Source organism: Streptomyces katrae (assembly GCF_000717655.1).
Taxonomy (GTDB): Bacteria; Actinomycetota; Actinomycetes; order Streptomycetales; family Streptomycetaceae; genus Streptomyces; species Streptomyces katrae_B.
The window spans coordinates 93,044-117,526 of the sequence record NZ_JNZY01000003.1 but is presented as its reverse complement, the minus strand read 5'-3'; the positions used below and the strand labels follow the sequence as shown (position 1 = coordinate 117,526).

Sequence of the window (24,483 nt, the reverse complement as noted above, 5' to 3'; positions counted from 1 at the left end):
CGTGCCGCGCGTGCGACTCTGCGGCCGATCCGCACCGACAGCTCTTCACCCCCACCCTGCCCGCTCCGACGGGACCGGGCACGGCAGAAGGAGTCCTGCGTGAATCGTCATCGCACGGCAGCATCGGTCCTCATGGCGGCGGGCGCCCTGATCGCGGGGGCGCTGACGGCGGCCACCCCCTCGGCCGCCGCCGACGCCCCTGCCTCGTTCAGGCAGCAGCACAGCCAGGGTTTCTGGACCGCCGAGCGGATGCGCAGCGCCACCCCGCTGGACGTGACGGCAGCGCCCGGCGCCGGGCGGGCGCCGGCCGCGGCCTCGGACCGGCCCACGGCGATCGCTCCGACGGCGCCGTCCTCCGTGACCTCCTCCGTGGCGGCCTCCCCGACGGCGTTCCCGCAGGCGGGCGGCGCGTGGACGGGTGGCGGTGCGGTGGTAAAGACCTCGGGCCGGGTCTTCTTCACCTTCGGAGACCGGACCGCATCCTGCTCCGGTGACTCGATCACCAGCGCCAACGGGAGCACGGTCATCACCGCCGGCCACTGCGTGAAGTACCAGGGCGCCTGGCACACCAACTGGATCTTCGTCCCCGCGTACAACAACGGGAACGCGCCCTACGGCCAGTGGTCGGCCACCAAGACCTTCGCCACCGACCAGTGGGCCGCCAGCGAGGACATGAACATGGACGTCGGCCTCGCCGTCGTCGCCCCGCTGAACGGCCAGAAGCTGAGCCAGGTCGTCGGTGCCCAGGGGATCCTGTTCAACGGCGGCTACAACAAGAAGATGTACTCGTTCGGGTTCCCGGCGGCGGCGCCCTACGACGGCACCAAGCTGGTCTATTGCAGCGGGAACTCCGGCAAGGACTTCCTGCTGACCAAGGACCACGGCCTGGGCTGCAACATGACCGGCGGCTCCAGCGGTGGCCCCTGGTTCCAGGACTTCGACGAGTCCACGGGCCTCGGCACCCAGGTCTCGGTGAACAGCTTCGGCTACACCTTCCTGCCCAACCGGATGTACGGCCCCTACTTCGGCAACGAAGCGAAGGCGGCCTACGACAAGGCCCAGAATTCCTGACCCAGCCGCCCCCCACCTGCCGGTACTCTGTACCGGCCAGGTGGGTTGCCCGAGCGGCCTAAGGGAACGGTCTTGAAAACCGTCGTGGCAGCGATGTCACCGTGGGTTCAAATCCCACACCCACCGCACCAGGCCTGCGTAGCCGCGGGCACGAAGGGGCGCTCCTCACGAGGAGCGCCCCTTCGTCATGGAGCCGGTCTTACCGTGCCGGCCTTCTGCCCAGGGGCGCGGGCCGTAAGGGGGGTCGTGCCGCCGCGGAAGGCGCTAGGCCCTTTGAGTGGTGTTTGTCGGAAGATCGGCGCGCGTGGTGGGAACGCTGCGGTTGCGCACACATCATGACGACTGTATGCAGATCCGCCCGTCGGAACATCGCGAAACGAAGGACCCCGTCATGGCTCAGCGCATCACCGTCACGTCGATCTGGACCGCAGTGGTCGCCGCTCTCGTGGCGCTCCTCGCCTCCCTCGGGTTCGGGGCCAAGGCCGCCCCGGCCGCGGTCTCCGACGGAACCGCAGCCCCCGCCCCTGCTCCCTCCCGCCGTGCGGCCGCCGCCGTACGCCGGCCGGCGCGGCCGATGGGGCGACGGAGCTGGCGGGCGATGATGCGGGGCGGATCGCTCCCGCCGACCATCAAGCAGCGGATCCGTGCCGAGGCGCACGGCAAGGCCCCGTCGGTCCGACGCTCGACCACCGCCGCGTCGCTCGTCGGAGGGACCTCAGGAGCCGGTCGCGAAGAGCTCGGGCTGGTCGCGTAGCGCCCGTACGGAGAAGGCGCCGCGCACGAAACGCGGCATGCAGTATCCGTACCCGACCGGCAAGATGCGCTGCGCAGTGAGCAGCACGGAGTCGGCAGCAGTAACGGCAGCAACACCAACACCAGCAGGCGCTGGAGCCCGGTCGCCAGGTCGCGACCGCGGATCGCGCCGGAGATGTGCCCCGGAGCGGGGCGCGGTGGGATGGCCCCGGCGGGTGCCGGGAGCGTGCAGGGGGCGTGAAGCTTGGCATTGCAGGGCCGCAGGCCCGGGAGACGGTGGGGTTCCCGGACGGCGCGGCCCTTTTCGGCTTTTCGGCATGTCCGGCGCACATGAGTTTGAGGGAACGTTTCGGCTCATACATGGCGGCGGTTTCAACCCGCTCCGAGGCGCTGACCTGGGGCTGCGGGGCGGTTCGCCGGGGATTCGGTGGGCAACTCTGGTCTCGCGACGTCGTCACCACACGGAAGACCGAGGCGGCCGGCCAACTGCCGTGGGGTTCCTTCCGGGCTCTCGCGACCTTGACATCGGCAGTGAATCTGACGGACAGTCAGGTTCACTCGATGATGTGATGCCGGGAGGCCAGCGCCGTGCACCTCGCCCCGACCGAAGGCCAGTTGCGGCTCCGCGCCGAACTGCGGGAGTACTTCCACGATCTGCTGCCGCAGGGGGCTCCCGAGGACCCCGCCGCCCAGCGTGCACTGCTGCGCCGCATCGGCGCCGACGGACTGCTCGGCCTCGGCTGGCCCGTCGAGTACGGCGGCCAAGGGTGCGGTCCCGACGAGCAGTTCGTCTTCTTCGACGAGGCCTACCGGGCCGGCGCCCCCGTCTCCATGGTCACGCTCAACACCGTCGGCCCGACCCTGATGAAGTACGGGACCCCGGAGCAGAAGGACTACTTCCTGCCCCGGATCCTCCGAGGCGAGACGGTCTTCGCCATCGGCTACTCGGAGCCCGGAGCCGGCACGGACCTCGCCTCGCTGCGGACCCGCGCCGTACGCGACGGAGCCGATTGGGTCGTCGACGGGCAGAAGATCTTCACCTCCAACGCCCAGAACGCGGACTGGATCTGGCTCGCCTGCCGCACCGATCCCGACGCCCCCAAGCACAAGGGCATCTCGATCATCCTGGTGCCCACCGACGCCCCGGGCTTCGCGTGGACTCCGATCGACACGGTCGGCGGTCTCACGACCACGTCCACGTACTACGACGCCCTCCGCGTGCCGGCCGGCAACCTCGTCGGCCCCGAGCACGGCGGCTGGGGGCTGATCACCAACCAGCTCAACCACGAGCGCGTGGCCCTCGCCGCCATCGGCATGCAGGCGGAGGACTTCTATGCGGGCGCGCTCCGCCACGCCCGCACCCCCGATCCGGTCACCGGCGAACGTCCTGCCGACCGGCCCTGGGTGCAGTTCCGGCTCGCCGAGGCACATGCCCGGCTGGCCGCCGTACGCCTCCTCAACTGGCGTCTCGTCCAGGACGTGGGCAGCGGCGCCCTGGCCCCCGGCGACGCCAGCGGCGTGAAGTTCCTCGGCACCGAGTCCACCGTCGAGGTGTACCGGATGTGCCAGGAGGTGGTGGGTGAGGAGGCGCTCGTACGGGGGCCTGAGGCCTTCGCCGGCGGCGAGCTCGAGCGGATGAACCGGGCCGCCCAGATCAACACGTTCGGCGGCGGGGTGAGCGAGGTACAGCGGGAGATCGTCGCCATGATGCGGCTCGGCATGAAGGGGAGGAAGCGATGACCGCCACGGCGGACCGGGCAGCGGATGCGGGGGCGGGCGCCGAGGAGGCCGCCCGGTTCCACACGTTGCTCAAGGCCTTCGAGGGGCAGCCCGCAGCCACCGCGGGCCAGGGCAAGGACCCGGTCAACCTGCCCATGATCCGGCACTGGTGCGAGGCGATGGGCGACACCGACCCCGCCTACACCGGCCCGCACGCCATCGCCCCGCCCACCATGCTCCAGGCCTGGACGATGGGCGGGCTCTCCGGCCACGGCGACCGCTCCTCCGCCTACGACGAGCTCCTCGGGCTGCTCGACGACGCGGGCTGCACCTCCGTGGTGGCCACCGACTGCGAGCAGGAGTACCTGCGTCCGCTGCGCCCCGGCGACACGATCACCTACGACGCCGTCATCGAGTCGGTGTCCCCGCGCAAGACGACCAAGCTGGGCACCGGCCACTTCGTGACCACCCGCATGGACGTGCGGGCGGACGGCGAACCCGCCGGGACCCACCGCTTCCGGATCCTCAAGTACGCGCCCGCCGCCCCCCGCGGGAAGAAGCCCGCGGCCCGGCGCCCCCGCCCCGTGGTCAACCGCGACAACCAGGGGTTCTGGGACGGCGTCGCGGACCACAAGCTGCTGATCCAGCGCTGCACCTCCTGCGCGACCCTCCGCTTCCCCTGGCTGCCCGGCTGCAACGCCTGCGCGAGCCTGGACTGGGACACCGTCGAGGCATCCGGCGCCGGCACGGTGTTCAGCTACGTCGTCATGCACCACCCGCCCTTCCCCGCGTTCGACCCTCCGTACGCGGTCGCCCTCGTCGAACTCGCCGAGGGCGTCCGGATGGTCAGCAACATCACCGGCGTCCCGTACGACAAGGTGCGCATCGGGCTGCCCGTGCAGCTGGAGTTCCTGCGCGTCGACGAGGACCTGGAACTGCCGGTCTTCCGAGGGAGCGAGGGCTGATGGACTTCCATCCCACCGAGGAGCAGGCAGCGGCGGCCGGACTCGCCGCCCGGATCTTCCGCGACCTCGCCACCCACGAACGCCTCGCCGCCGCCGGCACCGGCAGCGACGCCGAACTGTGGAAGGCGCTCACCGCCGCCGGGCTGACCGCCGCCGTGGAGGACGTCGGCCTGCTCGGCCTGGTGCTGCTGCTGGAGGAGCAGGGCCGCACCACCGCGCAGGTCCCGTACGCCGCCACCTGCGTGTACGGGATCCTGCCCGTCGCGGCGCACGGCAGCGCCGCACAGCGCGCCCGGCTGCTGCCGGCCCTGGGTTCGGGCGAGGCGGTCGCCACCGGCGCCTTCCCGGCCCGCGGCCGCATCACCGCCTCGCCGGACGGCCGGCTGACCGGTACCGCCCCCGTCGTGCCCTGGCTGCGCGATGCCACGCACGTGCTGGTCCCGGACGCCGACCGGGCGCTGTGGCTCGTACGGGCGGACGCGCCCGGCGTGGAGACCGCTGACGTGGAGACCACGGCCCCTTGGTCGTCGGGGCGGCTCACCCTGGCCCGGGCCGAGGCGGAACGGCTGGGGGACGGCGGGGCCTACGAGGAGGTCCTGGCCACGGCCCGCACCGCCTTCGCCGGGCTGCAGGCGGGTGTGTGCGCGGGTTCCCTGGCCCGCGCGGTCGAGTACACCTCCACCCGCGAGCAGTTCGGCCGGCCGCTCTCCACGAACCAGGGCGTGATGCTGCGCGCGGCCGATGCGTACATGGACACGGAGGCGATCCGGGTCACCGCGTACGAGGCCGCCTGGCGGGCCGACGAGGGGCTACCGGCCCGCGAGCACGCCCTGACCGCGGCCTGGTGGGCCTCGGAGGCGGGCAAGCGGGTCGTGCACGCGGGCCAGCACCTGCACGGCGGCATGGGCGCCGACCTGGACCATCCCGTCCACCGGCACTTCCTCTGGGGGCGCCAGCTGGACGCGTACCTGGGCTGCGGCAGCGAGCTGCTGGCCGAACTGGGCGCGCTCCTGTCCGACGACGCCGCACCCGACGGGGGCCACGCATGAACGTCGGCGACACACTGGCGCCGCTGGAGATCCCGGTGACCCGCACGCTGATCGTGGCGGGGGCGATCGCCTCCCGCGACTACCAGGACGTGCACCACGACGCCCCGCTCGCGCGCGAGAAGGGCTCCCCGGACATCTTCATGAACATCCTGACCACCAACGGCCTGGTCGGCCGGTACATCACCGACCGCCTCGGACCGGGCGCCGTCCTGCGCAAGGTGGCCATCCGCCTCGGCGCCCCCAACTACCCCGGCGACACCATGGTCCTGACCGGCACCGTGGCCGCCGTGGACGGGAACACCGTGGAGATCCGGGTCGTCGGGGCCAACGGCATCGGCCACCACGTCACCGGCACGGTCACCGCGGAGGTGGCGGCATGAGCGTCCGGCACCGTGACACTCTCGGCGGGCGCGCCGCCATCGCCGGCATCGGCGCGACCGAGTTCTCCAAGAACTCCGGCCGCAGTGAGCTGCGGCTCGCCGTGGAGGCCGTGCACGCCGCCCTGGACGACGCCGGGCTGACCCCCGCCGACGTCGACGGCATGGTCACCTTCACCATGGACACCAGCCCCGAGATCACCGTGGCCCAGGCCGCCGGCATCGGGGACCTCTCTTTCTTCTCCCGCATCCACTACGGCGGCGGCGCCGCCTGCGCCACTGTCCAGCAGGCCGCCCTCGCCGTCGCCACCGGGGTCGCGGAGGTCGTGGTCTGCTACCGCGCCTTCAACGAGCGCTCCGGCCGCCGCTTCGGCTCCGGCGTGCAGCAGCGCGAGCCCTCTGCGGAGGGCGCCGCGCTCGGCTGGTCGCTGCCCTGGGGGCTGCTCACTCCGGCCTCGTGGGTGGCCATGACCGCCCAGCGCTATCTCCACAGCTACAACCTGACCCCCGAGGCCTTCGGCCATGTCGCCGTCACCGACCGGCGGCACGCCGCGAACAACCCCGCCGCGTACTTCCACGGCAAGCCCATCACCCTCGCCGACCACGCGGCCTCGCGCTGGATCGTCGAGCCGCTGCGGCTGCTGGACTGCTGCCAGGAGACCGACGGCGGCCAGGCGGTGATCGTCACCAGCACCGAGCGGGCCCGGGACCTGCGGCATGCCCCCGCCGTGATCACCGCGGCCGCGCAGGGCGCCGGCCGCCGCCAGGAAGGCATGACCTCCTTCTACCGCGACGAGCTCACCGGGCTGCCGGAGATGGACGTGGTCGCCCGGCAGCTGTGGCGGACCAGCGGGCTGCGGCCCGCGGACATCGACGTCGGCATCCTCTACGACCACTTCACCCCCTTCGTCCTGATGCAGCTGGAGGAGTTCGGCTTCTGCAAGCCCGGCGAGGCCGCCGACTTCGTGGCTGCGGACGCCCTGCCGCTCAACACCCACGGCGGACAGCTCGGGGAGGCGTACCTGCACGGCATGAACGGCATCGCCGAGGCCGTCCGCCAGCTGCGCGGCACATCGGTCAACCAAGTGGCCGGAGCCGCCCGTGCCCTGGTCACGGCCGGTACGGGGGTCCCGACGTCCGGGCTGATCCTCGGCGCCGACGGCTGAGGCCGGACACTCGGGCCGGCCCCCGGGCCGGCGCCCGGGGCGCCCGGGGCGCACCCCGCCTCCTCCACCTTCAGGAGGTGGGGTGAGCCCCACCCCTACAACCTGAGATGGATCCGGCTTCGGCACTTGCGGCCGATCCCAGGCCGGGGCCGCGCTTCTAGCGTGGAGCCATGACCACGCCTGTGTGCACGCTCGCCTCGAACCCGACGCCGTACCCGTCGTTCTCGGCGTACGTCCGGACCCGCGGCACGGTCCTGATGCGCACCGCACGCTCGCTCACCGCCAACCCGTGCGATGCCGAGGACCTGCTGCAGACGGCCCTCGCCAAGACGTACGTCGCCTGGGACCGTATCGAGGACCACCGCGCCCTCGACGGATACGTCCGGCGGGCCCTGGTCAACACCCGTACCTCCCAGTGGCGCAAGCGCAAGGTCGACGAGTTCGCCTGCGACGAGCTCCCGGAGACCGAGGACACGCCGGCATCCGACCCCGCCGAGGCGCAGGCGCTGCGCGACGCGATGTGGCGCGCGGTGACCCGGCTGCCCGATCGGCAGCGCGCGATGGTCGTCCTGCGCTACTACGAGGACCTGAGCGAGGCACAGACCGCCGAGCTGCTCGGGGTGTCGATCGGCACGGTCAAGAGCGCCGTCTCGCGCGCGCTGGTCAAGCTCCGCGACGACCCGGAGCTCACTCCGGTCCGCTGAACCGGCCGACGTCTGAACCGGCCCACGTTTCACGTGAAACAGCCCTTGATGTTTCACGTGAAACGGTCATGGCGGCCCGCCCTGTGTGTGATGCACCGCGAGCCCGCCCCCAGCCTGTGCACGATGCCAACGCAAGGACCCGAACAGCGATTACTTGCTGCGTTCGTACCCCCGGGTAGTGACATGCCGACCGGTACGTGCGCAGAATCGACGGCATCCGTAGCCGCCGCAGCGCCGCAGCGCCCACCGGGAGGACGCTTTGCTGAGCACCATGCAGGACGTACCGCTCCTCGTCACCCGCATACTCCAGCACGGGATGACGATCCACGGTAAATCCCAGGTCACGACCTGGACCGGGGAGGCCGAGCCGCACCGCCGCAGCTTCGCCGAGATCGGTACCCGCGCCACCCGCCTCGCCAACGCCCTGCGCGACGAGCTGGGCGTCCAGCAGGACGACCGGGTGGCCACCCTGATGTGGAACAACGCGGAGCACGTCGAGGCGTACTTCGCGATCCCCTCCATGGGCGCCGTCCTCCACACCCTCAACCTGCGACTGCCTCCCGAGCAGCTGGTCTTCATCGTCAACCATGCGGCCGACCGGGTCGTCCTGGTCAACGGAACCCTGCTGCCGCTGCTCGCACCGCTGCTGCCGCACCTGCCCACCATCGAGCACGTCGTGGTCGCCGGCATCGGCGACCGCTCCGCGCTCGACGGGCTGGACGTACGCGTCCACGAGTACGAGGAGCTCCTCGCAGGCCGCCCCGACAGCTACGACTGGCCGGAGCTGGACGAGCGCCAGGCAGCCGCCATGTGCTACACCTCCGGCACCACCGGCGACCCCAAGGGCGTCATCTACTCCCACCGCTCGATCTACCTGCACTCCATGCAGGTCAACATGACCGAGTCGATGGGCCTGACCGACAAGGACACCAGCCTCGTCGTCGTCCCGCAGTTCCACGTGAACGCCTGGGGCCTGCCCCATGCCACCTTCATGACCGGCATCAACATGCTGATGCCGGACCGGTTCCTTCAGCCCGCCCCGCTCGCCGAGATGATCGAACGGGAGAAGCCCTCGCACGCTGCGGCCGTCCCCACCATCTGGCAGGGCCTGCTCGCCGAGGTCACCGCCAACCCGCGCGACCTCACCTCCATGAAGCAGGTCACCATCGGCGGCGCGGCCTGTCCGCCCTCCCTGATGGAGGCCTATGACAAGCTCGGCGTCCGCCTCTGCCACGCCTGGGGCATGACCGAGACCTCCCCGCTCGGCACCATGGCACACCCGCCGGCCGGGCTGAGCACCGAGGAGGAGTGGCCGTACCGGGTCACCCAGGGCCGCTTCCCGGCGGGCGTCGAGCCGCGCCTGGTGGGCCCCGGGGGCGACATTCTGCCCTGGGACGGCGAGTCGGCGGGCGAGCTCGAGGTGCGCGGCACCTGGATCGCGGGCGCCTACTACGGCGGCGCCTCCGGCGAACCGCTGCGCCCCGAGGACAAGTTCAGCGCGGACGGCTGGCTCAAGACCGGCGACGTCGGCGTGATCAGCCCCGACGGGTACCTCACGCTGACCGACCGCGCCAAGGACGTCATCAAGTCCGGCGGCGAGTGGATCTCCAGCGTCGAGCTCGAGAACGCGCTGATGGCGCACCCCGAGGTCGCCGAGGCGGCGGTCGTCGCCGTTCCGGACGACAAGTGGGGCGAGCGACCGCTGGCCACCGTCGTCCTCAAGGAGGGCGCGACCGTGGACTACGCGGGGCTGCGCGTCTTCCTCGGCCAGTCCATCGCCAAGTGGCAGCTGCCCGAGCGCTGGGCGATCGTCGCGGCCGTGCCGAAGACCAGCGTCGGCAAGTTCGACAAGAAGGTCATACGCAAGCAGTACGCGGACGGCGAGCTGGACGTCACCAAGCTCGACTGAACCGACCCGCGGTACCTGCTCAGCCCTGGCCGGCCTTCGTCAGCCAGGGCCGCAGCAGCCTGCTGACGGCCGGCATCGCCAGGTAGGTCATCAGCGTGCTGAAGACGACGGCGAAGGCGGCCGTCCGCAGGACGAAGTGCAGGTTCACCAGGTACGGACCCAGCACCGCGTTGCCGGCGAGCGAGATCGGGAAGATGGCCAGCCCCGAGCTGATCGCCATCTTCCACCGCGGCGGCGCGGGTCGGGTCGTACCCGGCTTCGCGAACCATGTCTCCATGCCGTGCAGTTCGCGCCGGGCTATCTCGGTGTGGTGGTGGCCCAGGCAGTTGGAGAACCACTGGGCCCGCTCGGCGGAGTCCTGCCACCGCTGGAAGGCCGCCTGGTCCCGGAAGCGGTGGACCAGGAACCACGGCCCGCCGTCCGTCGCCGGACGGAACAGCCCGTACCCCAGGTGCCCCGGGAAGGTCGCAGCCGTCTCCAGGATGCCGTGTGCCCAGGCCTCGAAAGTCTCCTCGTGGCCCGGCTCCACCTGGCGAGCGATGAGGAGGTTCACCTCCCCGTTGTCGGCGGGGACGGTGTGCTCGCTCGTGTCGATGATGGCCATCGGGCCAGGATGACTAGTTCGTTCCGATCTTGGCCAGCAGGTCCACGATGCGGCCCTGGACGTCCGCCGTGGTGGACCGCTCGGCGAGGAAGAGGACGCTCTCCCCGGAGGCCAGCCGCGGCAGTTCGGCCGGGTCGATCCCCGTGGTCGTGTAGACGACCAGCGGAGTCCGGTTGAGCTGCCCGTTGGCACGCAGCCAGTCCACGATCCCGGCCCGGCGGCGCCGGACCTGCATCAGGTCCATGACCACCAGGTTGGGCCGCATCCGCGTCGCCAGCTCCACCGCGTCGGTGTCCGCGCCCGCCCTGGCGACCTGGAGGCCGCGCCGTTCCAAGGCGGCCGTCAGCGCGGTCGCGATCTCGTCGTGCTCCTCGATCAGCAGCACCCGGGAGGGGTGCTGCTCGCTGTCGCGCGGTGCGAGCGCCTTGAGGAGGACGGCCGGGTCGGCCCCGTACGCGGCCTCGCGCGTGGCGTGCCCCAGCCCGGCCGTGACCAGTACGGGCACCTCGGCGGCCACCGCGGCCTGGCGCAGGGACTGCAGGGCGGTCCGGGTGATCGGCCCGGTCAGCGGATCCACGAACAGCGCGGCGGGGAACGCGGCGATCTGCGCGTCCACCTCCTCGCGGGAGTGCACGATCACCGGGCGGTAGCCGCGGTCGCTGAGCGCCTGCTGGGTCTGCACATCGGGCGCCGGCCACACCAGCAGGCGGCGCGGGTTGTCCAGGGGCTCGGGAGGGAGCTCGTCGTCCACCGGCAGCGGTACGGGCCGGTTGACCACCTCGACGGCGCCGCCGGGCCCGTCCAGCGGCTCGGGGCCCTCGTCGGCACCCGCCTCCGGGGCTCCTATCGCGAACGCCCGGCCCTGGGGCGCGGGCTCGGCGAGCCGGCGCCGGCGGCCGGAGCCGCCCGTGCCGCCTGCGCCGTTGGTGCTTCCGGGGTCGACCGAGATGCCCTGGCCGAGAGTGCCGAGGGCGCGCACGCTGATCGGCTGCGCGGCGTCCCCAGGGGAGTCCTGAGACTGCCGGGCGCCGGGCAGGGCAGCCTGGCCGGCGGCCTCTTCGTCCTCGGGTGCGGTCCGGGCCGCCGGAACCGGCCAGGCCGGAGTGGCGGGCAGCGCACGCCGCCGCCCGGTCGGGGTTACGGGTTCCTCCGCGGCCGCTGCTGCGGCCGGCTGCGCGGCGGGAGCCGCGGGCTCGGCACCGGGCGCGCCCAGTACCCGGCGCCCACGCCGCCCGGCCGGGGCTTCGCCCTCGGCCTCGGCGGGAGCAGGGGCCGGACCGGCCATGGCGTGGGTCTGCGCGGCGCCCGCAGCCGGTACCGCGCCCTGAGCCGGCGCGGGAGCCGGCGGCGGGGTCGGTCCGGCGGGCAGCGCGAAGCCGCCCTCGGGGGCGATGGGCCGGGCGGGGGCCTGCGGGGCGGCCTGAGCCGGCCCGAGTCCGGTCGCGGGCACGGGACCGCCGGGCTGCGGCGCCGCCACGGGACCCAGCGCCCGCCGTCGCCCGGCGGGATGCTCGGTCACCGGAACCGGTGGCACGGCAGGCCCCGGCGGTACGGGCGGCACCGGCGAGCCCGAACCCGGCGGCACCGGCGAGCCCGAACCCGGCGGCAGCGGGGGCACACCGGAACCGGGACCGGGCGAAACCTGAGGGACGGGCGGGAGCGCGGGCATGGCGACGCCCTGCGGGGGCACGGGCCGGCCGGGACCGCCCTCGCTGCCGGTTCCGCTTCCGTCGCCGTCCCGGCCGCGCCGGCGCCCGGTGCCCAGGCCCGCCGGGTTCACCGGGGACTGCGCGAGCTCGGGGCCCGCGGCGGGAGCGTCCGGAGCGCCGGCCTCGCCCGCCCGCCGCCGTCCGGACGGCAGTGCCAGCGCACTCCCGCCCTCGGCGGCGCCGTTCGCCTTCGCCTCGTCGGCCGCGTCCTCCAGGAACGCGTCCACCCCGCGCCGGGCCCGCCGCCCGGCGGGGCCCTTGCCCGCGGCCTCGGCCGACGGCTCCTTCGCGGGTTCCGGTTCCGGATCCGGCAGCGTCACCGTGCCGGCTCCCGCGCCCAGCGGCAGCTCCAGCACGTACGCACCGCCGGGCGCGCCCGGCACCTCCACCGTCTGCAGCACGCCCCCGTGCGCGGTCACGATGCCCCGCACGATCGGCTCGTGCACCGGGTTGCCGCCCTGGTACGGCCCGCGCACCTCGATCCGTACGACCTCGCCCCGCTGAGCGGCGGCCACCACGATCGTCGAGTCGCTGTACCCGCTGCCCTGGCGGGTCTTGCCGGTGGCGTCGACCCCGGCGACGTCCGCGACCAGGTGCGCGAGGGCGCCGGCGATCCGCTCGGCGTCCACCTCGGCCTCGATGGTCGGGGCGTGCACGGCGAACTGCACGCGGCCCGGGCCGATCAGCTCGACCGCACCGTCGATGCCGGCCGCGACGACCCCGTCGATCAGGACCTTCTTCTTCCTGAGCTTCTCGGTGCCTGCGTCGAGGCGCTGGAAGCCGAGCACGTTGTCTACCAGCGCGGTCATCCGGGAGTACCCGGCTGCCAGGTGGTGCAGCAACTGGTTGGCCTCGGGCCAAAGCTGCCCGGCGTCGTCGGCGGCCAGCGTGGCCAGCTCCCCGCGCAGCTCCTCCAGCGGCCCGCGCAGGGACTCGCCGAGGACCGCCAGCAACTGTGCGTGCCGCGCGGCCAGGGCGTCGTACGGCCGCCGGTCCGTGAAGGTCATGACGGCGCCGACGAGCAGCTCCCCGTCCCGTACGGGCGAGGTGGTCAGGTCGACGGAGACCGGCTGCCCGGCCTTGTTCCACAGCACCTGGCCGCGGACCCGGTGCTTGCGCCCGCTGCGCAGGGTGTCGGCGAGCGGGGACTCCTCGAACGGGAACGGCGAGCCGTCGGCGCGCGAGTGCTGGATCAGCCTGTGCAGCTCGCGGTTGCCGAGATCGGTGGCGCGGTACCCGAGGATCTGCGCGGCGGCCGGGTTGACGAGCACGACCCGCCCGTCGGTGTCCGTGCCGACGACGCCCTCGGCGGCGGCCCGCAGGATCATCTCGGTCTGCCGCTGGGAGCGGGCCAGCTCGGCCTCGGTGTCCACGGTCTCGGAGAGGTCGCGTACGACGAGCATCAGCAGCTCGTCACCCGTGTAGGGCTGCGGCTCGCGGTAGGCGTCGCGGCCGTCGAGATGGGCGGCGGTCACTTCGACGGGGAATTCGGTGCCGTCGGTGCGGCGCGCGATCATCCGCTTGGGCTTGGCCCGGCCGCCCTCGTCCTCGCCGGGCCGGCGCATCGAGCCGGGGATCAGCTTGGAGTCGAACTCGGGGAGGAGGTCCAGCACGCCGCGGCCGACGAGCCCGGTGCCGGGGCTCTCCATGACCTCGAGGGCGATCGAATTCGCGTTGACGACCGTGCCGTTGGCGTTGACGAGCAACAGCGCGTCCGGAAGAGCGTCGAGTATTGCTGCGAGGCGAGCAGCGCCTCGGGATGGCCTGCTGCTCACGACGAGCTTCCTCCCTGACCACAACTACCGGCATGTCACGGGAGGAGTCTAAGGGCACGGCCCCGGCCTGAGGTGGCGGATGTTCGGCGGATACCGTGCATCCTTCGCATCCTCCCAGGTCAGGAGCGCCCACCCGGAAGCACAGGTTCCAGGTCGCTCCACCGGGCGATCTCGCATCCGTTGGTCCGCCGGAACGTGGCGTCCACCTTCTGGCCTTGCCATGTTCCGGTGACGCGCGCGGTGGCCGGACCGCCGTCCTGCATGGTGCAGATCTGCCGCTGAGCCTGAGGCGCGAAGGGGTCTTTGCCCTGCTTCGCGAGGCTGTCGAGGCGGACGCAGGCCCGCTCGGCCTCGGGGTGGTTCCCGCCGACGGGGTTGCACTCGAGCAGGTACTCGCCGTCCGCCCGGGGGTTGCCGGTGGCGGACACGGCGATGGTGAGGCGGTCGGGCGCCGCCAGGAGCCGGCCCAGGGGCGGCAGCGGGGGCAGTGGCCCGGCGGCCGTGGCCGCCGTGGCGGCCAGGGCGGAGGTGACGGCGAAGGCGGCGAGACGCAGCATGGGGCACTCCAGGTCGTCCGTACGTCGTACGCCTGACCAACGACGCGCGCCCGCCGACGTTGCGTGCGGGCGCCGGCGCGTCCATGCGGGCATGCGTGCGGGCGGCGCGTGCCGGGTGCTTAAGGCTTTGCTCTGGTGGCGGCTGTCCTTGTACCGTGGGAGCGGATTGGTGAGCGGCCCTGTGGCTGTGTCATCATCTGCACGCACCCTCGTACGCGGGGGTGTGCTGGAGGCGTCGCCTAGTCCGGTCTATGGCGCCGCACTGCTAATGCGGTTTGGGTCTTAAAGCCCATCGAGGGTTCAAATCCCTCCGCCTCCGCACCTGCCGAAGCCCCGGTCCTGATGGACCGGGGCTTCGGTGCGTTCGCGGTGGGTGCGTCCGGGGGATTGCGTCGGCGCCATCCGGCCAGGACCGTCGGCGCCCCAACCCCCTCCCGACGTCTGCGCGAACCCTTCCGGATGATCTCCGTCCGGAGCGTTTTCGCAGGTCAGGACTGGTTTGGTTAATGGATTTCGCGTCCCGCCGAGGTCCATGTATTGTTGTTCTCGCAAGGCCAACGGGGCGCAAAACCCCGAGAAGCCCAAGCACTCGTAGCTTAACGGATAGAGCATCTGACTACGGATCAGAAGGTTGCAGGTTCGAATCCTGCCGAGTGCACAGCCGAAAAGGCCCCCCGGTTCGCCGGGGGGCCTTTTGCGTTGTCCGGGGGGTCGCTGCGGGGTCCTCCTTGGTGGGGAGGCGGACCCGGGGGTTCTCCGGGTCGGGGATCGGTCCCGTGGGGGACGACCGGCGGGCGGGGCCTGGATACGGTCCTCGGAAGGGTTCGGAAGGGTTCGGAACCGCAAAGAGGGGGGACTCCCATGGGGCTGTTCGGGAACGCGCACACGGTCGATCCATCGTCGGCGCAGCGGGACTACGCGCGGCTGCTCGGGCAGGGGGAGCAGGTGCACGCCGCCTACCTGTTGATCCGGGACACGATCCTGTTCACCGACCGGCGGCTCGTGCTCGTCGACAAGCAGGGGCTCACCGGAAAGAAGGTGGAGTACCACTCCATCCCCTACCGGAGCATCACGCACTTCTCCGTGGAGACCGCCGGCCACTTCGACCTCGACGCCGAGCTCAAGATCTGGCTCTCCGGCAGCGCGGCGCCGATCGAGAAGACGTTCACCAAGGGCGTGGACATCTACGAGGTGCAGGCGATCCTGACGCAGTTCGTCGCACGATAGCCCCGCCGGGCCCCGGGCGGCGGCGCTCGCTGGAGGGCGGGGGCGCGGATGTGGTCGATCCGGGTGCCGCACGGCCTTGCCGGTGCCGAATTCCGTTCGGTCTCGTACGGGGATTGCAGAATCCTGTACCTTCGGCGCCAGGATTCCTGGGGGATGTGGGAGGAAGATCGCGTGGACGACATCGACCGGGCGCTCGTCCTGCGCCTGCAGCAGGACGCGGGCCAGTCCTACGCCGCCCTCGGCGCCGCCGTCGGGCTCTCGGCCGGGGCCACGCACGAGCGCGTACGCAAGCTGCGCGAGCGCGGGGTCATCCGGCGCACGACGGTCGAGGTGGACCCCGCGGCCGTCGGGAGCGGGGTGCTCGCCTACGTGATGGTCGACTCCCACGCCTGGATGGGGGACTCGAAGGCGGCCTTCGAGGCGATCGCCGAGATCCAGGAGGCGCACATCATCGCGGGGAGCGCCTCCGTCCTGGTGAAGGTGCGCACCGCCACGACCGGGCAGCTGCAGGACGTCCTGCGCCGCCTCTACGCCATCGACGGCGTCAGCGGTACGCACGCCACCGTCGTGCTCGAGACCTTCTTCGAGCGGCCGCTCCCGCTGTGACCTGGCGGTGCACCGGGATCCGGTGGAACGACGGCCGCCCCGCCATCGGGTGGTGCGCCGAGGGGCGCGGTGAGCGCAGCAGCCTGCTCACGTACGGGCAGCGGCTGGCCTTCGCGGCCCGCGGGGAGCGGCGCTGCCTGGGCGTGCGGCGGGCCGGGAAGCGGACCCCGTGCCCCACGGCCGCCACGGTGCCCGGCCGGGCCGGCAACGCCCAGTGCCCCGAATGCGCCCGCCTGGACCGGTCGTTCTCGGTGGCCGCCGACACCAACGCCGCCGATCCGCGCACGTATCGCGTCTACCTGGCCTGGTTCGGGCCCGGCCTGGTCAAGGTCGGCATCACAGCCGAGGAGCGCGGACCGGCCCGGCTACTGGAGCAGGGGGCGGTGACCTGGACCTGGCTGGGCCGGGGCCCGCTGATGGCCACCCGACGCACCGAGGAGCTGCTGCGGGCCGCCCTGGGGGTGCCGGACCGGATCGCGTACGCCCGTAAGCGCGCCGTACGGGGCCACCTGCCGACGGCTGCCGACCGGGCCGGAGAGGTCGCCGAGCTGCATGCGCGGGCCGCGGCCCTGCCGGGCCGGCCGGAGTCGCTGGAGCAGCTGGCGTGCGAAACCGTCGACCACGCCGGGCCGTTCGGGCTGGACGGGCTGCCCGCTCCCACACGGGTGATCACCGGGATGGTCCCCGGTGGGGCCGTCGTGGGCCGGCTCGTCGCCGCGGCCGGTCCCGATCTGCACCTCGCGGACGGGCTCGTCGTGGACACCCGGCTGCTCGCCGGCTGGGAGCTCGTCGCCCCGGCCGAAGACGGCACGACTGCGGTGCCGGTCGCCGAGCTGCCGCCGCTCGCCGCTCCCGGCGGGCAGGACGGGCTGTTCTGACCACCGGGCCCGTCCCGGGCACCGCTGCCACACCCAAGGTCAAAACTTGGATCCCTTTGGGCTGCCGGGCCTCTTTCCGGTGGACATGCCAGGGGGCTGCCGCGGAGGGTGGTGGGCATGAGCATCCAGCCCGTACCCGCCTTCGAACCGCCGTACGTGATGGCGGTCTTCAGCAATGTCCGCACCCCTGACGACACCGGCTACCCGGAAACCAGCGAGCGGATGGACGAGATCGTGGCCGAGAACCCGGGCTTCCTCGGCTACGAGTCAGCCCGCACTCCCGGCGGCCTCGGCATCACCGTCGCCTACTTCCGCGACCACGAGTCCCTCGCCGAGTGGCGGCAGGACCTGGAGCACCAGGCGGCCATGAAGAGGGGCCGCGCCGACTGGTACGAGAGCTACACCCTGCACGTCGCGACCGTCGAGCGGAGCCACGGCTTTGCCCGCAACGGCTGACGCGGTCCGCACCTTCCGGGAGCGGCTCGGGCTGCCCGGACTGGTCGACGTCCACACGCACTTCATGCCCGGGCGGGTCCTGGACAAGGTGTGGGACTACTTCGACGCGGTCGGACCGCTGACCGGCGTCGAATGGCCCATCACCTACCGGCACGAGGAGGAGCAGCGGGTCGCGCTGCTGCGGGAGTTCGGGGTCCGGGCGTTCACCTCCATGCTCTACCCGCACAAGCCGGCGATGGCCGCATGGCTCAACTCCTGGTCCGCTGACTTCGCCGCCCGGACCCCCGACTGCCTGCACACCGCGACCTTCTTCCCGGAGGAGGGAGCCGAGGCGTACGTGCGGCAGGCCGTCGAGGCCGGGGCCCGGGTCTTCAAGGCGCACCTCCAGGTCGGTGGGTACGACCCGAACGACGACCGGCTCGATCCGGTCTGGGGGCTGCTCGCCGAGGCGGACATCCCGACCGTGATCCACTGCGGGTCGGGGCCCGTCCCGGCCAAGTACACCGGGCCCGAGCCGATCGCCCGGCTGCTGGCCCGGCACCCCCGGCTGCCGCTGATCGTCGCGCACATGGGCATGCCCGAGTACGCCGACTTCCTGGACCTCGCCGACCGGTACGCCGCGGTGCGCCTGGACACCACCATGGCCTTCACCGACTTCTCCGAGCGGTTGCACGGGTTCCCGCAGGGACAGCTCGGGCGGCTCGCGGACCTCGGCGACCGGATCCTGCTCGGCACGGACTTCCCGAACATCCCCTACCCGTACGAGCACCAGCTCGAGGCCCTGGAACGGCTCGGCCTCGGCGACGACTGGCTGCGCGCGGTCTGCCACGACAACGGCGCCCGGCTGTTCCGGCTGGTCTGAGCGGGCCTCCGAGAGCTTCTCGGGCAGTGCGGCTCCCAGGCAGTGCAGTTCTCAGGAAATTCACAGGTAGGGACAAGAACGCTCTCAGAGGCGGCGGTCAGCGTGGTCGCATGACTGCGACGACCACCTCCCCCGCGTCCACGTCCACCAGCAACCCCACGGCCCTCGTCCGGCCCGACGGCGGCCCCTGCCGGGTGCTCGTCGTCGACGACGAGGCCTCGCTCTCCGAGCTGCTCTCCATGGCCCTGCGCTACGAGGGCTGCGAGGTCCGCAGCGCGGGCGACGGGGCCGGCGCGGTGCGGGCCGCGCGGGAGTTCCGGCCGGACGTCGTCGTCCTCGACATCATGCTGCCCGACATGGACGGACTCGCCGTCCTCGGACAGCTGCGCCGGGAGATCCCACAGCTCCCGGTGCTGTTCCTGACGGCCAAGGACTCCGTAGAGGACCGGATCGCGGGCCTCACGGCAGGTGGCGACGACTACGTCACCAAGCCGTTCAGCCTGGAGGAGGTCGTGGCCAGGCTCCGCGGCCTGGTCCGCCGCTCGGGCGCGGCGCAGGCCGCGCGCGGCGGCTCCGTCCTGGCCGTCGGCGATCTGCAGCTGGACGAGGACAGCCACGAGGTGTCCCGCGGCGGCCGGGAGATCCACCTGACCGCCACCGAGTTCGAGCTGCTGCGCTACCTGATGCGCAACCCCCGGCGGGTGCTCAGCAAGGCGCAGATCCTGGACCGTGTGTGGTCCTACGACTTCGGCGGCCAGGCCAACGTGGTCGAGCTGTACATCTCCTACCTGCGGCGGAAGCTGGAGAGCGGCCCGGGCTACCCCCCGATGATCCACACCCGGCGCGGCGCCGGCTATCTGATCAAGCCGGCGGAGTAGTGGCACTCCGCCTGCCGCGGCGCTCTCGCGCGGTCCGCTCCCGGCCCGCCCGCCCCCGTGCCGTCCGCCGGCCCGGGCACACGCGGCTCCGGCTCCGACCCGTCCGTGCCTGGTCCCTGCGGGCCCGGCTCGTCGTTTCGGCGGTGGCGCTGATCGCCGTGGTCGGTGCGGCCATCGGCGCCGTCACCACCCTCGCGCTGCGCTCGTACCTCGTCGACAAGCTCGACCAGCAGCTCCACATCGCCGTCGACATGGCCACACCCCGGAACCCTTCGCCGGCGAAGGCCGGGCGCGAGGGCCTCTGGTTCGTCAGCGCCCCGGGCACCCCGCTGGGCTCCGTGGGGATCCGGTCCGAGCCGGGCGGCACGACCGAGGGCGCCCGGCTCGCCGCCATCGGCGGGCCCGGCCTGGAGACCCGCCAGCCGCTCACCCCGGCCCAGTCCCGCCTGCTGGAGCAGGTCGCCGCCAAGGCCGCCGCCGACCGCGGCCGGCCCGCCCCCGTGGACCTCGACCTGCCCGGCCTCGGCAGCTACCGGGTACAGGCCTCCGCCGAAGGGAACCTGGCCCTGGCCTACCCGCTCGCCGAGGTCGACTCCACCGTGAGCACGCTCATCGCCGTGGAGGTATTCGTCACCGTGGCCGGGCTGATCGCGGCCTCCCTCGCTGGGCAGGCCCTGGTCGGGGTCGCCCTGCGCCCGCTGCGCCGGGTGGCCGCCACCGCCACCCGGGTCTCCGAACTCCCTCTGCACAGCGGCGAACCTGCCCTCCACGAGCGGGTTCCCGACGCCGAAGCCGACCCCCGTACCGAGGTGGGCCAGGTCGGCGCCGCCCTCAACCGGATGCTGGGGCACGTCTCCTCCGCGCTCACGGCCCGCCAGCAGAGCGAGACCCGGGTCCGACAGTTCGTCGCGGACGCCAGCCACGAACTGCGCACGCCCCTGGCCTCCATCCGCGGGTACGCCGAACTCACCCGCCGGGGAAGGGAAGAACCCGGACCCGACACCCGGCACGCCTTGGGCCGCATCGAATCCGAGGCGACCCGGATGACCGGCCTCGTCGAGGACCTGCTGCTCCTCGCCCGGCTCGACGCCGGCCGCCCGCTCTCCTCGGCCGACACCGACCTCGCCCCGCTCGTCGTCGACGCCGTCAGCGACGCACGGGCCGCGGGCCCCGAGCACCACTGGCGCCTCGAGCTCCCCGACGAGCCCGCGCCGATCCTCGCCGACCCGGCCCGGATCCAGCAGGTGCTGGTCAACCTGCTCGCCAACGCCCGCACGCACACCCCGCCCGGCACCACCGTCATCGCCCATGTTTCACGTGAAACATCCGCCGTCCGGCTGCGGATCGAGGACAACGGGCCCGGTATCCCGCCCGCCCTGCTCCCCCACGTCTTCGAACGCTTCGCCCGCGGGGACGCCTCACGCTCCCGGGCGGCAGGCTCCACCGGCCTCGGGCTCGCCATCGTCCAGGCCGTCGTGGCGGCGCACGGCGGACAGGTGGACGTACGGAGCGAGCCGGGGCGCACCCGCTTCGAGGTCCTGCTCCCCCTCGCCCCGGACCGGACGACGGTGCGCACGAAGACGGACTCACAGACGGGGCACAGGCTCACCACACAGCGGTGACAGCCCGCCCGGCGAGGGTGGGTGCATGCCAACCGACACCTCCTCCGGCGCCCTTCCGGTACGGGCGCACCTCGCGCCCGTGCCCGGTGAGCCCGTACTCGACGTGGTGATCCCGGTCTTCAACGAGGAGCAGGACCTCGGCCCGTGTGTGCGCCGGCTCCACGACCACCTCACCCGTACCTTCCCGTACCCGTTCCGCATCACGATCGCGGACAACGCGAGCACCGACCGCACCCCCGAGGTAGCGGCCGGCCTCGCCGCCACCGTCGAAGGCGTACGCAGCACCCGGCTGGAGGAGAAGGGCCGCGGCCGCGCCCTGCGCACCGTCTGGTCCCACTCCGAGGCACCCGTCCTCGCGTACATGGACGTGGACCTGTCCACCGACCTCAACGCGCTGCTGCCGCTGGTCGCCCCGCTCATCTCCGGGCACTCCGACCTCGCCATCGGCACCCGCCTTGCACGCTCCTCGCGCGTGGTGCGCGGCGCCAAGCGGGAGTTCGTGTCCCGCGCCTACAACCTGCTCCTGCGCTCCTCCCTCGCCGCCCGCTTCAGCGACGCGCAGTGCGGGTTCAAGGCCATTCGGCGGGAGGTCGCGGAGCGGCTGCTGCCGCTGGTGGAGGACTCGGGCTGGTTCTTCGACACCGAGATGCTGGTGCTCGCCGAGCGGGCCGGGCTGCGGATCCACGAGGTGCCGGTGGACTGGGTGGACGACCCGGATTCCACGGTGCACATCGTGAGCACCGCGACCGAGGACCTCAAGGGGATGTGGCGGGTGGGCCGGGCCCTGGCCGTCGGCGCGCTGCCGCTCGACCGGCTCGCCCGCCCCTTCGGCGACGACCCGCGCGACCGCAGCGCCCTGCCCGGGGTGCCCCGCGGGCTGGCCCGCCAGCTCCTCGGCTTCTGCGTCATCGGGGTGCTCTCCACGCTCGCCGACCTCGCCCTGTACTCCCTCTTCCGGTTCGGCGCCGGACCGCAGCTCGCCAACGCCGGCGCCCTGCTGCTCTCCGCCGTCGCCAACACCGCGGCCAACCGCCGGCTCACCTTCGGGGTCCGCGGCCGCGACCGGGCCGTCCGGCACCAGGCCCAGGGCCTCGTCGTGTTCGGCGTCGGGCTGGCCCTGACCAGCGGGTCGCTCGCCGCCCTCGGCGCCGCCACGGCCGACCCCTCCCACAGCACCGAACTGGCCGTGCTGATCACGGCCAACCTCGCCGCGACCGTGCTGAGGTTCCTGCTCTTCCGCGCCTGGGTCTTCCCCGAGCGGCGCGCCACTCCCGCGAAGGACGACATCCGATGACCACGGCCGTACCACCCATGGACTCCCCGTTCCCCGAGCGGGCCCCGACCGCCCCGGCCTCCTCGGGCGCGCCGGGCGCCACGACCGGTGCCGCGGCCGCGCGGCGCCCCGGCTGGGAGCGCCCAGCGTACGTGGCGCTCCTGCTGGCCACCGCCGTCCTGCTGCTCTGGAACCTGGGAGCCTCCGGCTACGCCAACTCCTTCTACTCCGCTGCCGTCCAGGCGGGCAGCGAGAGCTGGAAGGCCTTCTTCTTCGGCTCCTCCGACGCCGGGAACTCGATCACCGTGGACAAGCCCCCGGCCGCCCTGTGGCCGATGGCGCTGTCCGTCCGGCTGTTCGGGCTCGGCGGCTGGCAGATCCTCGTCCCGCAGGCCCTGATGGGCGTCGGCACCACCGCGGTGCTCTACGCCGCCGTGCGCCGTCACTTCGGGCCCTCGGCCGCACTGCTCAGCGGCACGGTCTTCGCACTCACCCCGGTCGCCGCGCTGATGTTCCGCTTCAACAACCCGGACGCGCTGCTGACCCTGCTGCTGACCGTCACCGTCTACTGCGTCCTGCGCGCCCTCGACGGCGCCCACACCAAGTGGCTGGTCTGGGCCGGCGTCGCGGTCGGCTTCGCCTTCCTGACCAAGACCCTGCAGGCCTTCGTCATCCTGCCGCCGCTCGCCCTCGTGTACGCCGTCTGCGCGCCGACCCGGCTTCGCCGCCGGCTGGGCCAGCTGCTGCTCGCCGGTGCCGCCATGGTGGTGGCCGGCGGCTGGTGGGTCGCGATCGTGGAACTCTGGCCCGCGTCCTCCCGCCCGTACATCGGCGGCTCGCAGACCAACTCCTTTCTGGAGCTGACCCTCGGCTACAACGGCCTCGGCCGGATCAACGGCAACGAGACCGGCAGCGTGGGCGGCGACGCCCGCCCGGGTGGTGGCGGTGGCGGCGGGGGCTGGGGAGAGACCGGCATCGACCGGCTCTTCTCGGCCAACATCGGCGGGCAGATCTCCTGGCTGCTCCCGGCGGCCCTCGTCATGCTCGTCACCGGCCTGGTGATCACCTGGCGCGCCCGGCGGACCACCGACTCCCTGGAGGGCATGGCCCGCGCGGCCTTCCTGGTGTGGGGCGGCGCCCTGCTGATCACGGCGCTCGTCTTCAGCCACATGCAGGGCATCTTCCACGAGTACTACACCGTGGCGCTGGCGCCGTTCGTGGCCGCGCTGGTGGGCATGGGCGTGGCCATGCTGTGGGAGGAGCGGGGCAGCAAGGCCGCCGCGCTCACCCTGTCCGGCACTCTCGCGCTGACCGCGTGGTGGTCGTACCTCCTGCTCGGCCGCTCGACCGGATACCTGCCGTGGCTGCGCTGGACGGTCCTCGCGGCCGGCCTGGCGGCGGCCGCCGGGCTGGTCCTCGGCACGCGGTTCGGCCGGCGGTTCGTGCTGGGGGCGGCGGCGCTCGGGCTGGGCGCGGCGCTGGCCGGTCCCCTCGCGTACTGCCTGACCACGGTGGACTCCACGCGAGGCGGGTCGATCGTGACCGCAGGGCCCGCGGTCTCGGGCGGCCGGGGCGGCATGGGCATGCGGTTCTTCGGTGCCGGTGAACTCCCGCCCGGCGCGGCTCCGCAGGGCGGCATGCCACAGCAGAGCCAGCAGGGCCAGCAGGGCCAGCCAGGGCAGCAAGGGCAGGGCCTGCAGGGCGGGATCCGGGGCGGCGGTCCTCAGGGGAACCCCCAGGGCGGGCCCCGGCAGTTCCCGGGCGGCCAGGCGGCCGGCGGACGCGGTGTGCGCGGCCCGCAGAACACCGGCGGCGGCCCCGGCGGCGGCCCCGGTGGCGGCCTGCTGAACGGCACCAAGGCCGGCAAGGAGGCCACGGCGGCCCTGCGCAAGGACGCGGAGAAGTACACCTGGGCGGCAGCCGCCGTCGGTGCGCAGAACGCGGCGAGCTACCAGCTGGCCTCCGGCCGGCCGGTGATGCCGATCGGCGGGTTCAACGGCAGCGATCCGTCCCCGACGCTCGCCAAGTTCCAGGAGTACGTGCGCACCGGGAAAGTCCACTACTTCATCGGCGGCAACGACAGCGCCGGTGGCGAGGGGCAGGCCATGCGCGGCGGCCCGGGCGGTGGCACCAGCAGTGCCATCTCGACCTGGGTCAAGGCGAACTTCAGGTCCACGACGGTCGGCGGAGCCACGTTCTACGACCTGACCGCCCCCTTGAACGGCACGTCCGCCCCGTCCTGATCCTGCCGAAACGCGAGGGGCACCCTCTAGCATCAAGTGGGCGGACCGGGCATTCCGGGCTGATCCAGCTGTCGTGAGGA

At 72.8% G+C, this 24,483-nt stretch carries 21 protein-coding genes and 3 tRNA genes; 21 read left to right on the top strand and 3 right to left on the bottom strand.

All coding sequences use genetic code 11. The annotated features are described in order from the left end of the window. The first annotated feature begins 99 nt into the window (after positions 1-99). The 10 genes from IF09_RS0105550 (at position 100) to IF09_RS0105500 (ending at position 9,713) form a co-directional block, all read left to right on the top strand. Positions 100-1,071 (top strand): trypsin-like serine peptidase, encoded by a 972-nt coding sequence (locus tag IF09_RS0105550; RefSeq protein ID WP_030292470.1) that lies wholly within the window; start codon positions 100-102, stop codon positions 1,069-1,071. Between the two features lie 39 nt (positions 1,072-1,110). Beyond that, positions 1,111-1,197 (top strand) — tRNA-Ser (locus IF09_RS0105545). 265 nt (positions 1,198-1,462) lie between these two features. After that, positions 1,463-1,825 (top strand): DUF6344 domain-containing protein, encoded by a 363-nt coding sequence (locus IF09_RS0105540; protein WP_199920404.1) that lies wholly within the window; start codon positions 1,463-1,465, stop codon positions 1,823-1,825. Between the two features lie 587 nt (positions 1,826-2,412). Beyond that, the gene (locus IF09_RS0105530; protein WP_030292465.1) at positions 2,413-3,564 is read left to right on the top strand and encodes an acyl-CoA dehydrogenase family protein; all 1,152 of its coding nucleotides are present in this window, start codon (positions 2,413-2,415) and stop codon (positions 3,562-3,564) included. After that, positions 3,561-4,508 (top strand): bifunctional MaoC family dehydratase N-terminal/OB-fold nucleic acid binding domain-containing protein, encoded by a 948-nt coding sequence (locus IF09_RS0105525; RefSeq protein WP_030292463.1) that lies wholly within the window; start codon positions 3,561-3,563, stop codon positions 4,506-4,508. Before IF09_RS0105530 ends, IF09_RS0105525 begins: the two co-directional genes overlap by 4 nt. Further along, on the top strand, positions 4,508-5,557 hold the full coding sequence (locus IF09_RS0105520) for an acyl-CoA dehydrogenase family protein (protein ID WP_030292461.1): 1,050 nt from the start codon (positions 4,508-4,510) through the stop codon (positions 5,555-5,557). The genes IF09_RS0105525 and IF09_RS0105520 overlap by 1 nt, the downstream gene beginning before the upstream one ends. After that, the gene (locus tag IF09_RS0105515) at positions 5,554-5,937 is read left to right on the top strand and encodes a MaoC family dehydratase (RefSeq protein ID WP_030292459.1); all 384 of its coding nucleotides are present in this window, start codon (positions 5,554-5,556) and stop codon (positions 5,935-5,937) included. The genes IF09_RS0105520 and IF09_RS0105515 overlap by 4 nt, the downstream gene beginning before the upstream one ends. Further along, positions 5,934-7,100, top strand: coding sequence for a lipid-transfer protein (locus tag IF09_RS0105510; RefSeq protein WP_030292457.1), 1,167 nt, complete (start codon positions 5,934-5,936; stop codon positions 7,098-7,100). Before IF09_RS0105515 ends, IF09_RS0105510 begins: the two co-directional genes overlap by 4 nt. Before the next feature lie 170 nt (positions 7,101-7,270). After that, on the top strand, positions 7,271-7,804 hold the full coding sequence (locus tag IF09_RS0105505; protein ID WP_030292456.1) for a SigE family RNA polymerase sigma factor: 534 nt from the start codon (positions 7,271-7,273) through the stop codon (positions 7,802-7,804). Positions 7,805-8,063: 259 nt separating this feature from the next. Beyond that, positions 8,064-9,713, top strand: coding sequence for a long-chain fatty acid--CoA ligase (locus IF09_RS0105500; protein WP_030292454.1), 1,650 nt, complete (start codon positions 8,064-8,066; stop codon positions 9,711-9,713). A gap of 19 nt (positions 9,714-9,732) precedes the next feature. Here the strand turns inward: IF09_RS0105500 and IF09_RS0105495 are convergent, their stop codons facing one another. From IF09_RS0105495 to IF09_RS0105485, 3 genes are all read right to left on the bottom strand, one after another. After that, positions 9,733-10,317 carry an antibiotic biosynthesis monooxygenase gene (locus tag IF09_RS0105495; protein ID WP_030292452.1) on the bottom strand — a complete coding sequence of 195 codons (585 nt, stop codon included), beginning with the start codon at positions 10,315-10,317 and terminating at the stop codon, positions 9,733-9,735. 13 nt (positions 10,318-10,330) lie between these two features. Next, on the bottom strand, positions 10,331-13,801 hold the full coding sequence (locus tag IF09_RS0105490; RefSeq protein ID WP_030292450.1) for a PAS domain-containing protein: 3,471 nt from the start codon (positions 13,799-13,801) through the stop codon (positions 10,331-10,333). A 119-nt stretch (positions 13,802-13,920) separates the two neighbouring features. Then, positions 13,921-14,358, bottom strand: coding sequence for an SSI family serine proteinase inhibitor (locus IF09_RS0105485; RefSeq protein WP_030292449.1), 438 nt, complete (start codon positions 14,356-14,358; stop codon positions 13,921-13,923). Positions 14,359-14,586: 228 nt separating this feature from the next. Between IF09_RS0105485 and IF09_RS0105480 the strand changes: the two genes are divergently transcribed. From IF09_RS0105480 to IF09_RS0105430, 11 genes are all read left to right on the top strand, one after another. After that, positions 14,587-14,677, top strand: a tRNA-Ser gene (locus IF09_RS0105480). A 266-nt stretch (positions 14,678-14,943) separates the two neighbouring features. Then, a tRNA-Arg gene (locus IF09_RS0105475) sits at positions 14,944-15,016 on the top strand. A gap of 203 nt (positions 15,017-15,219) precedes the next feature. After that, positions 15,220-15,585, top strand: a complete 366-nt coding sequence (locus IF09_RS0105470; protein ID WP_030292447.1) for a PH domain-containing protein — start codon at positions 15,220-15,222, stop codon at positions 15,583-15,585. 171 nt (positions 15,586-15,756) lie between these two features. Then, a complete protein-coding gene (locus tag IF09_RS0105465) occupies positions 15,757-16,191 on the top strand; it encodes an Lrp/AsnC family transcriptional regulator (RefSeq protein WP_030292445.1) in 435 nt (144 codons plus the stop codon). Continuing rightward, positions 16,188-17,069 carry a DUF2797 domain-containing protein gene (locus tag IF09_RS0105460; RefSeq protein ID WP_030292444.1) on the top strand — a complete coding sequence of 294 codons (882 nt, stop codon included), beginning with the start codon at positions 16,188-16,190 and terminating at the stop codon, positions 17,067-17,069. Before IF09_RS0105465 ends, IF09_RS0105460 begins: the two co-directional genes overlap by 4 nt. Before the next feature lie 117 nt (positions 17,070-17,186). Further along, entirely contained in the window at positions 17,187-17,525 is a 339-nt protein-coding gene (locus IF09_RS0105455; protein ID WP_030292442.1) for an antibiotic biosynthesis monooxygenase family protein, read from the top strand. Beyond that, the gene (locus IF09_RS0105450) at positions 17,509-18,387 is read left to right on the top strand and encodes an amidohydrolase family protein (protein ID WP_030292440.1); all 879 of its coding nucleotides are present in this window, start codon (positions 17,509-17,511) and stop codon (positions 18,385-18,387) included. The genes IF09_RS0105455 and IF09_RS0105450 overlap by 17 nt, the downstream gene beginning before the upstream one ends. 110 nt (positions 18,388-18,497) lie before the next feature. After that, positions 18,498-19,265: a response regulator transcription factor gene (locus IF09_RS0105445; protein WP_030292438.1), complete on the top strand. Its 768-nt coding sequence runs from the start codon at positions 18,498-18,500 to the stop codon at positions 19,263-19,265. Between the two features lie 143 nt (positions 19,266-19,408). Further along, a complete protein-coding gene (locus tag IF09_RS0105440) occupies positions 19,409-20,887 on the top strand; it encodes a sensor histidine kinase (RefSeq protein WP_418953021.1) in 1,479 nt (492 codons plus the stop codon). A gap of 25 nt (positions 20,888-20,912) precedes the next feature. Further along, a complete protein-coding gene (locus IF09_RS0105435; protein WP_030292435.1) occupies positions 20,913-22,181 on the top strand; it encodes a bifunctional glycosyltransferase family 2/GtrA family protein in 1,269 nt (422 codons plus the stop codon). Further along, the gene (locus IF09_RS0105430; RefSeq protein ID WP_037634056.1) at positions 22,178-24,403 is read left to right on the top strand and encodes an ArnT family glycosyltransferase; all 2,226 of its coding nucleotides are present in this window, start codon (positions 22,178-22,180) and stop codon (positions 24,401-24,403) included. The genes IF09_RS0105435 and IF09_RS0105430 overlap by 4 nt, the downstream gene beginning before the upstream one ends. The last annotated feature ends 80 nt before the right edge of the window (positions 24,404-24,483 follow it).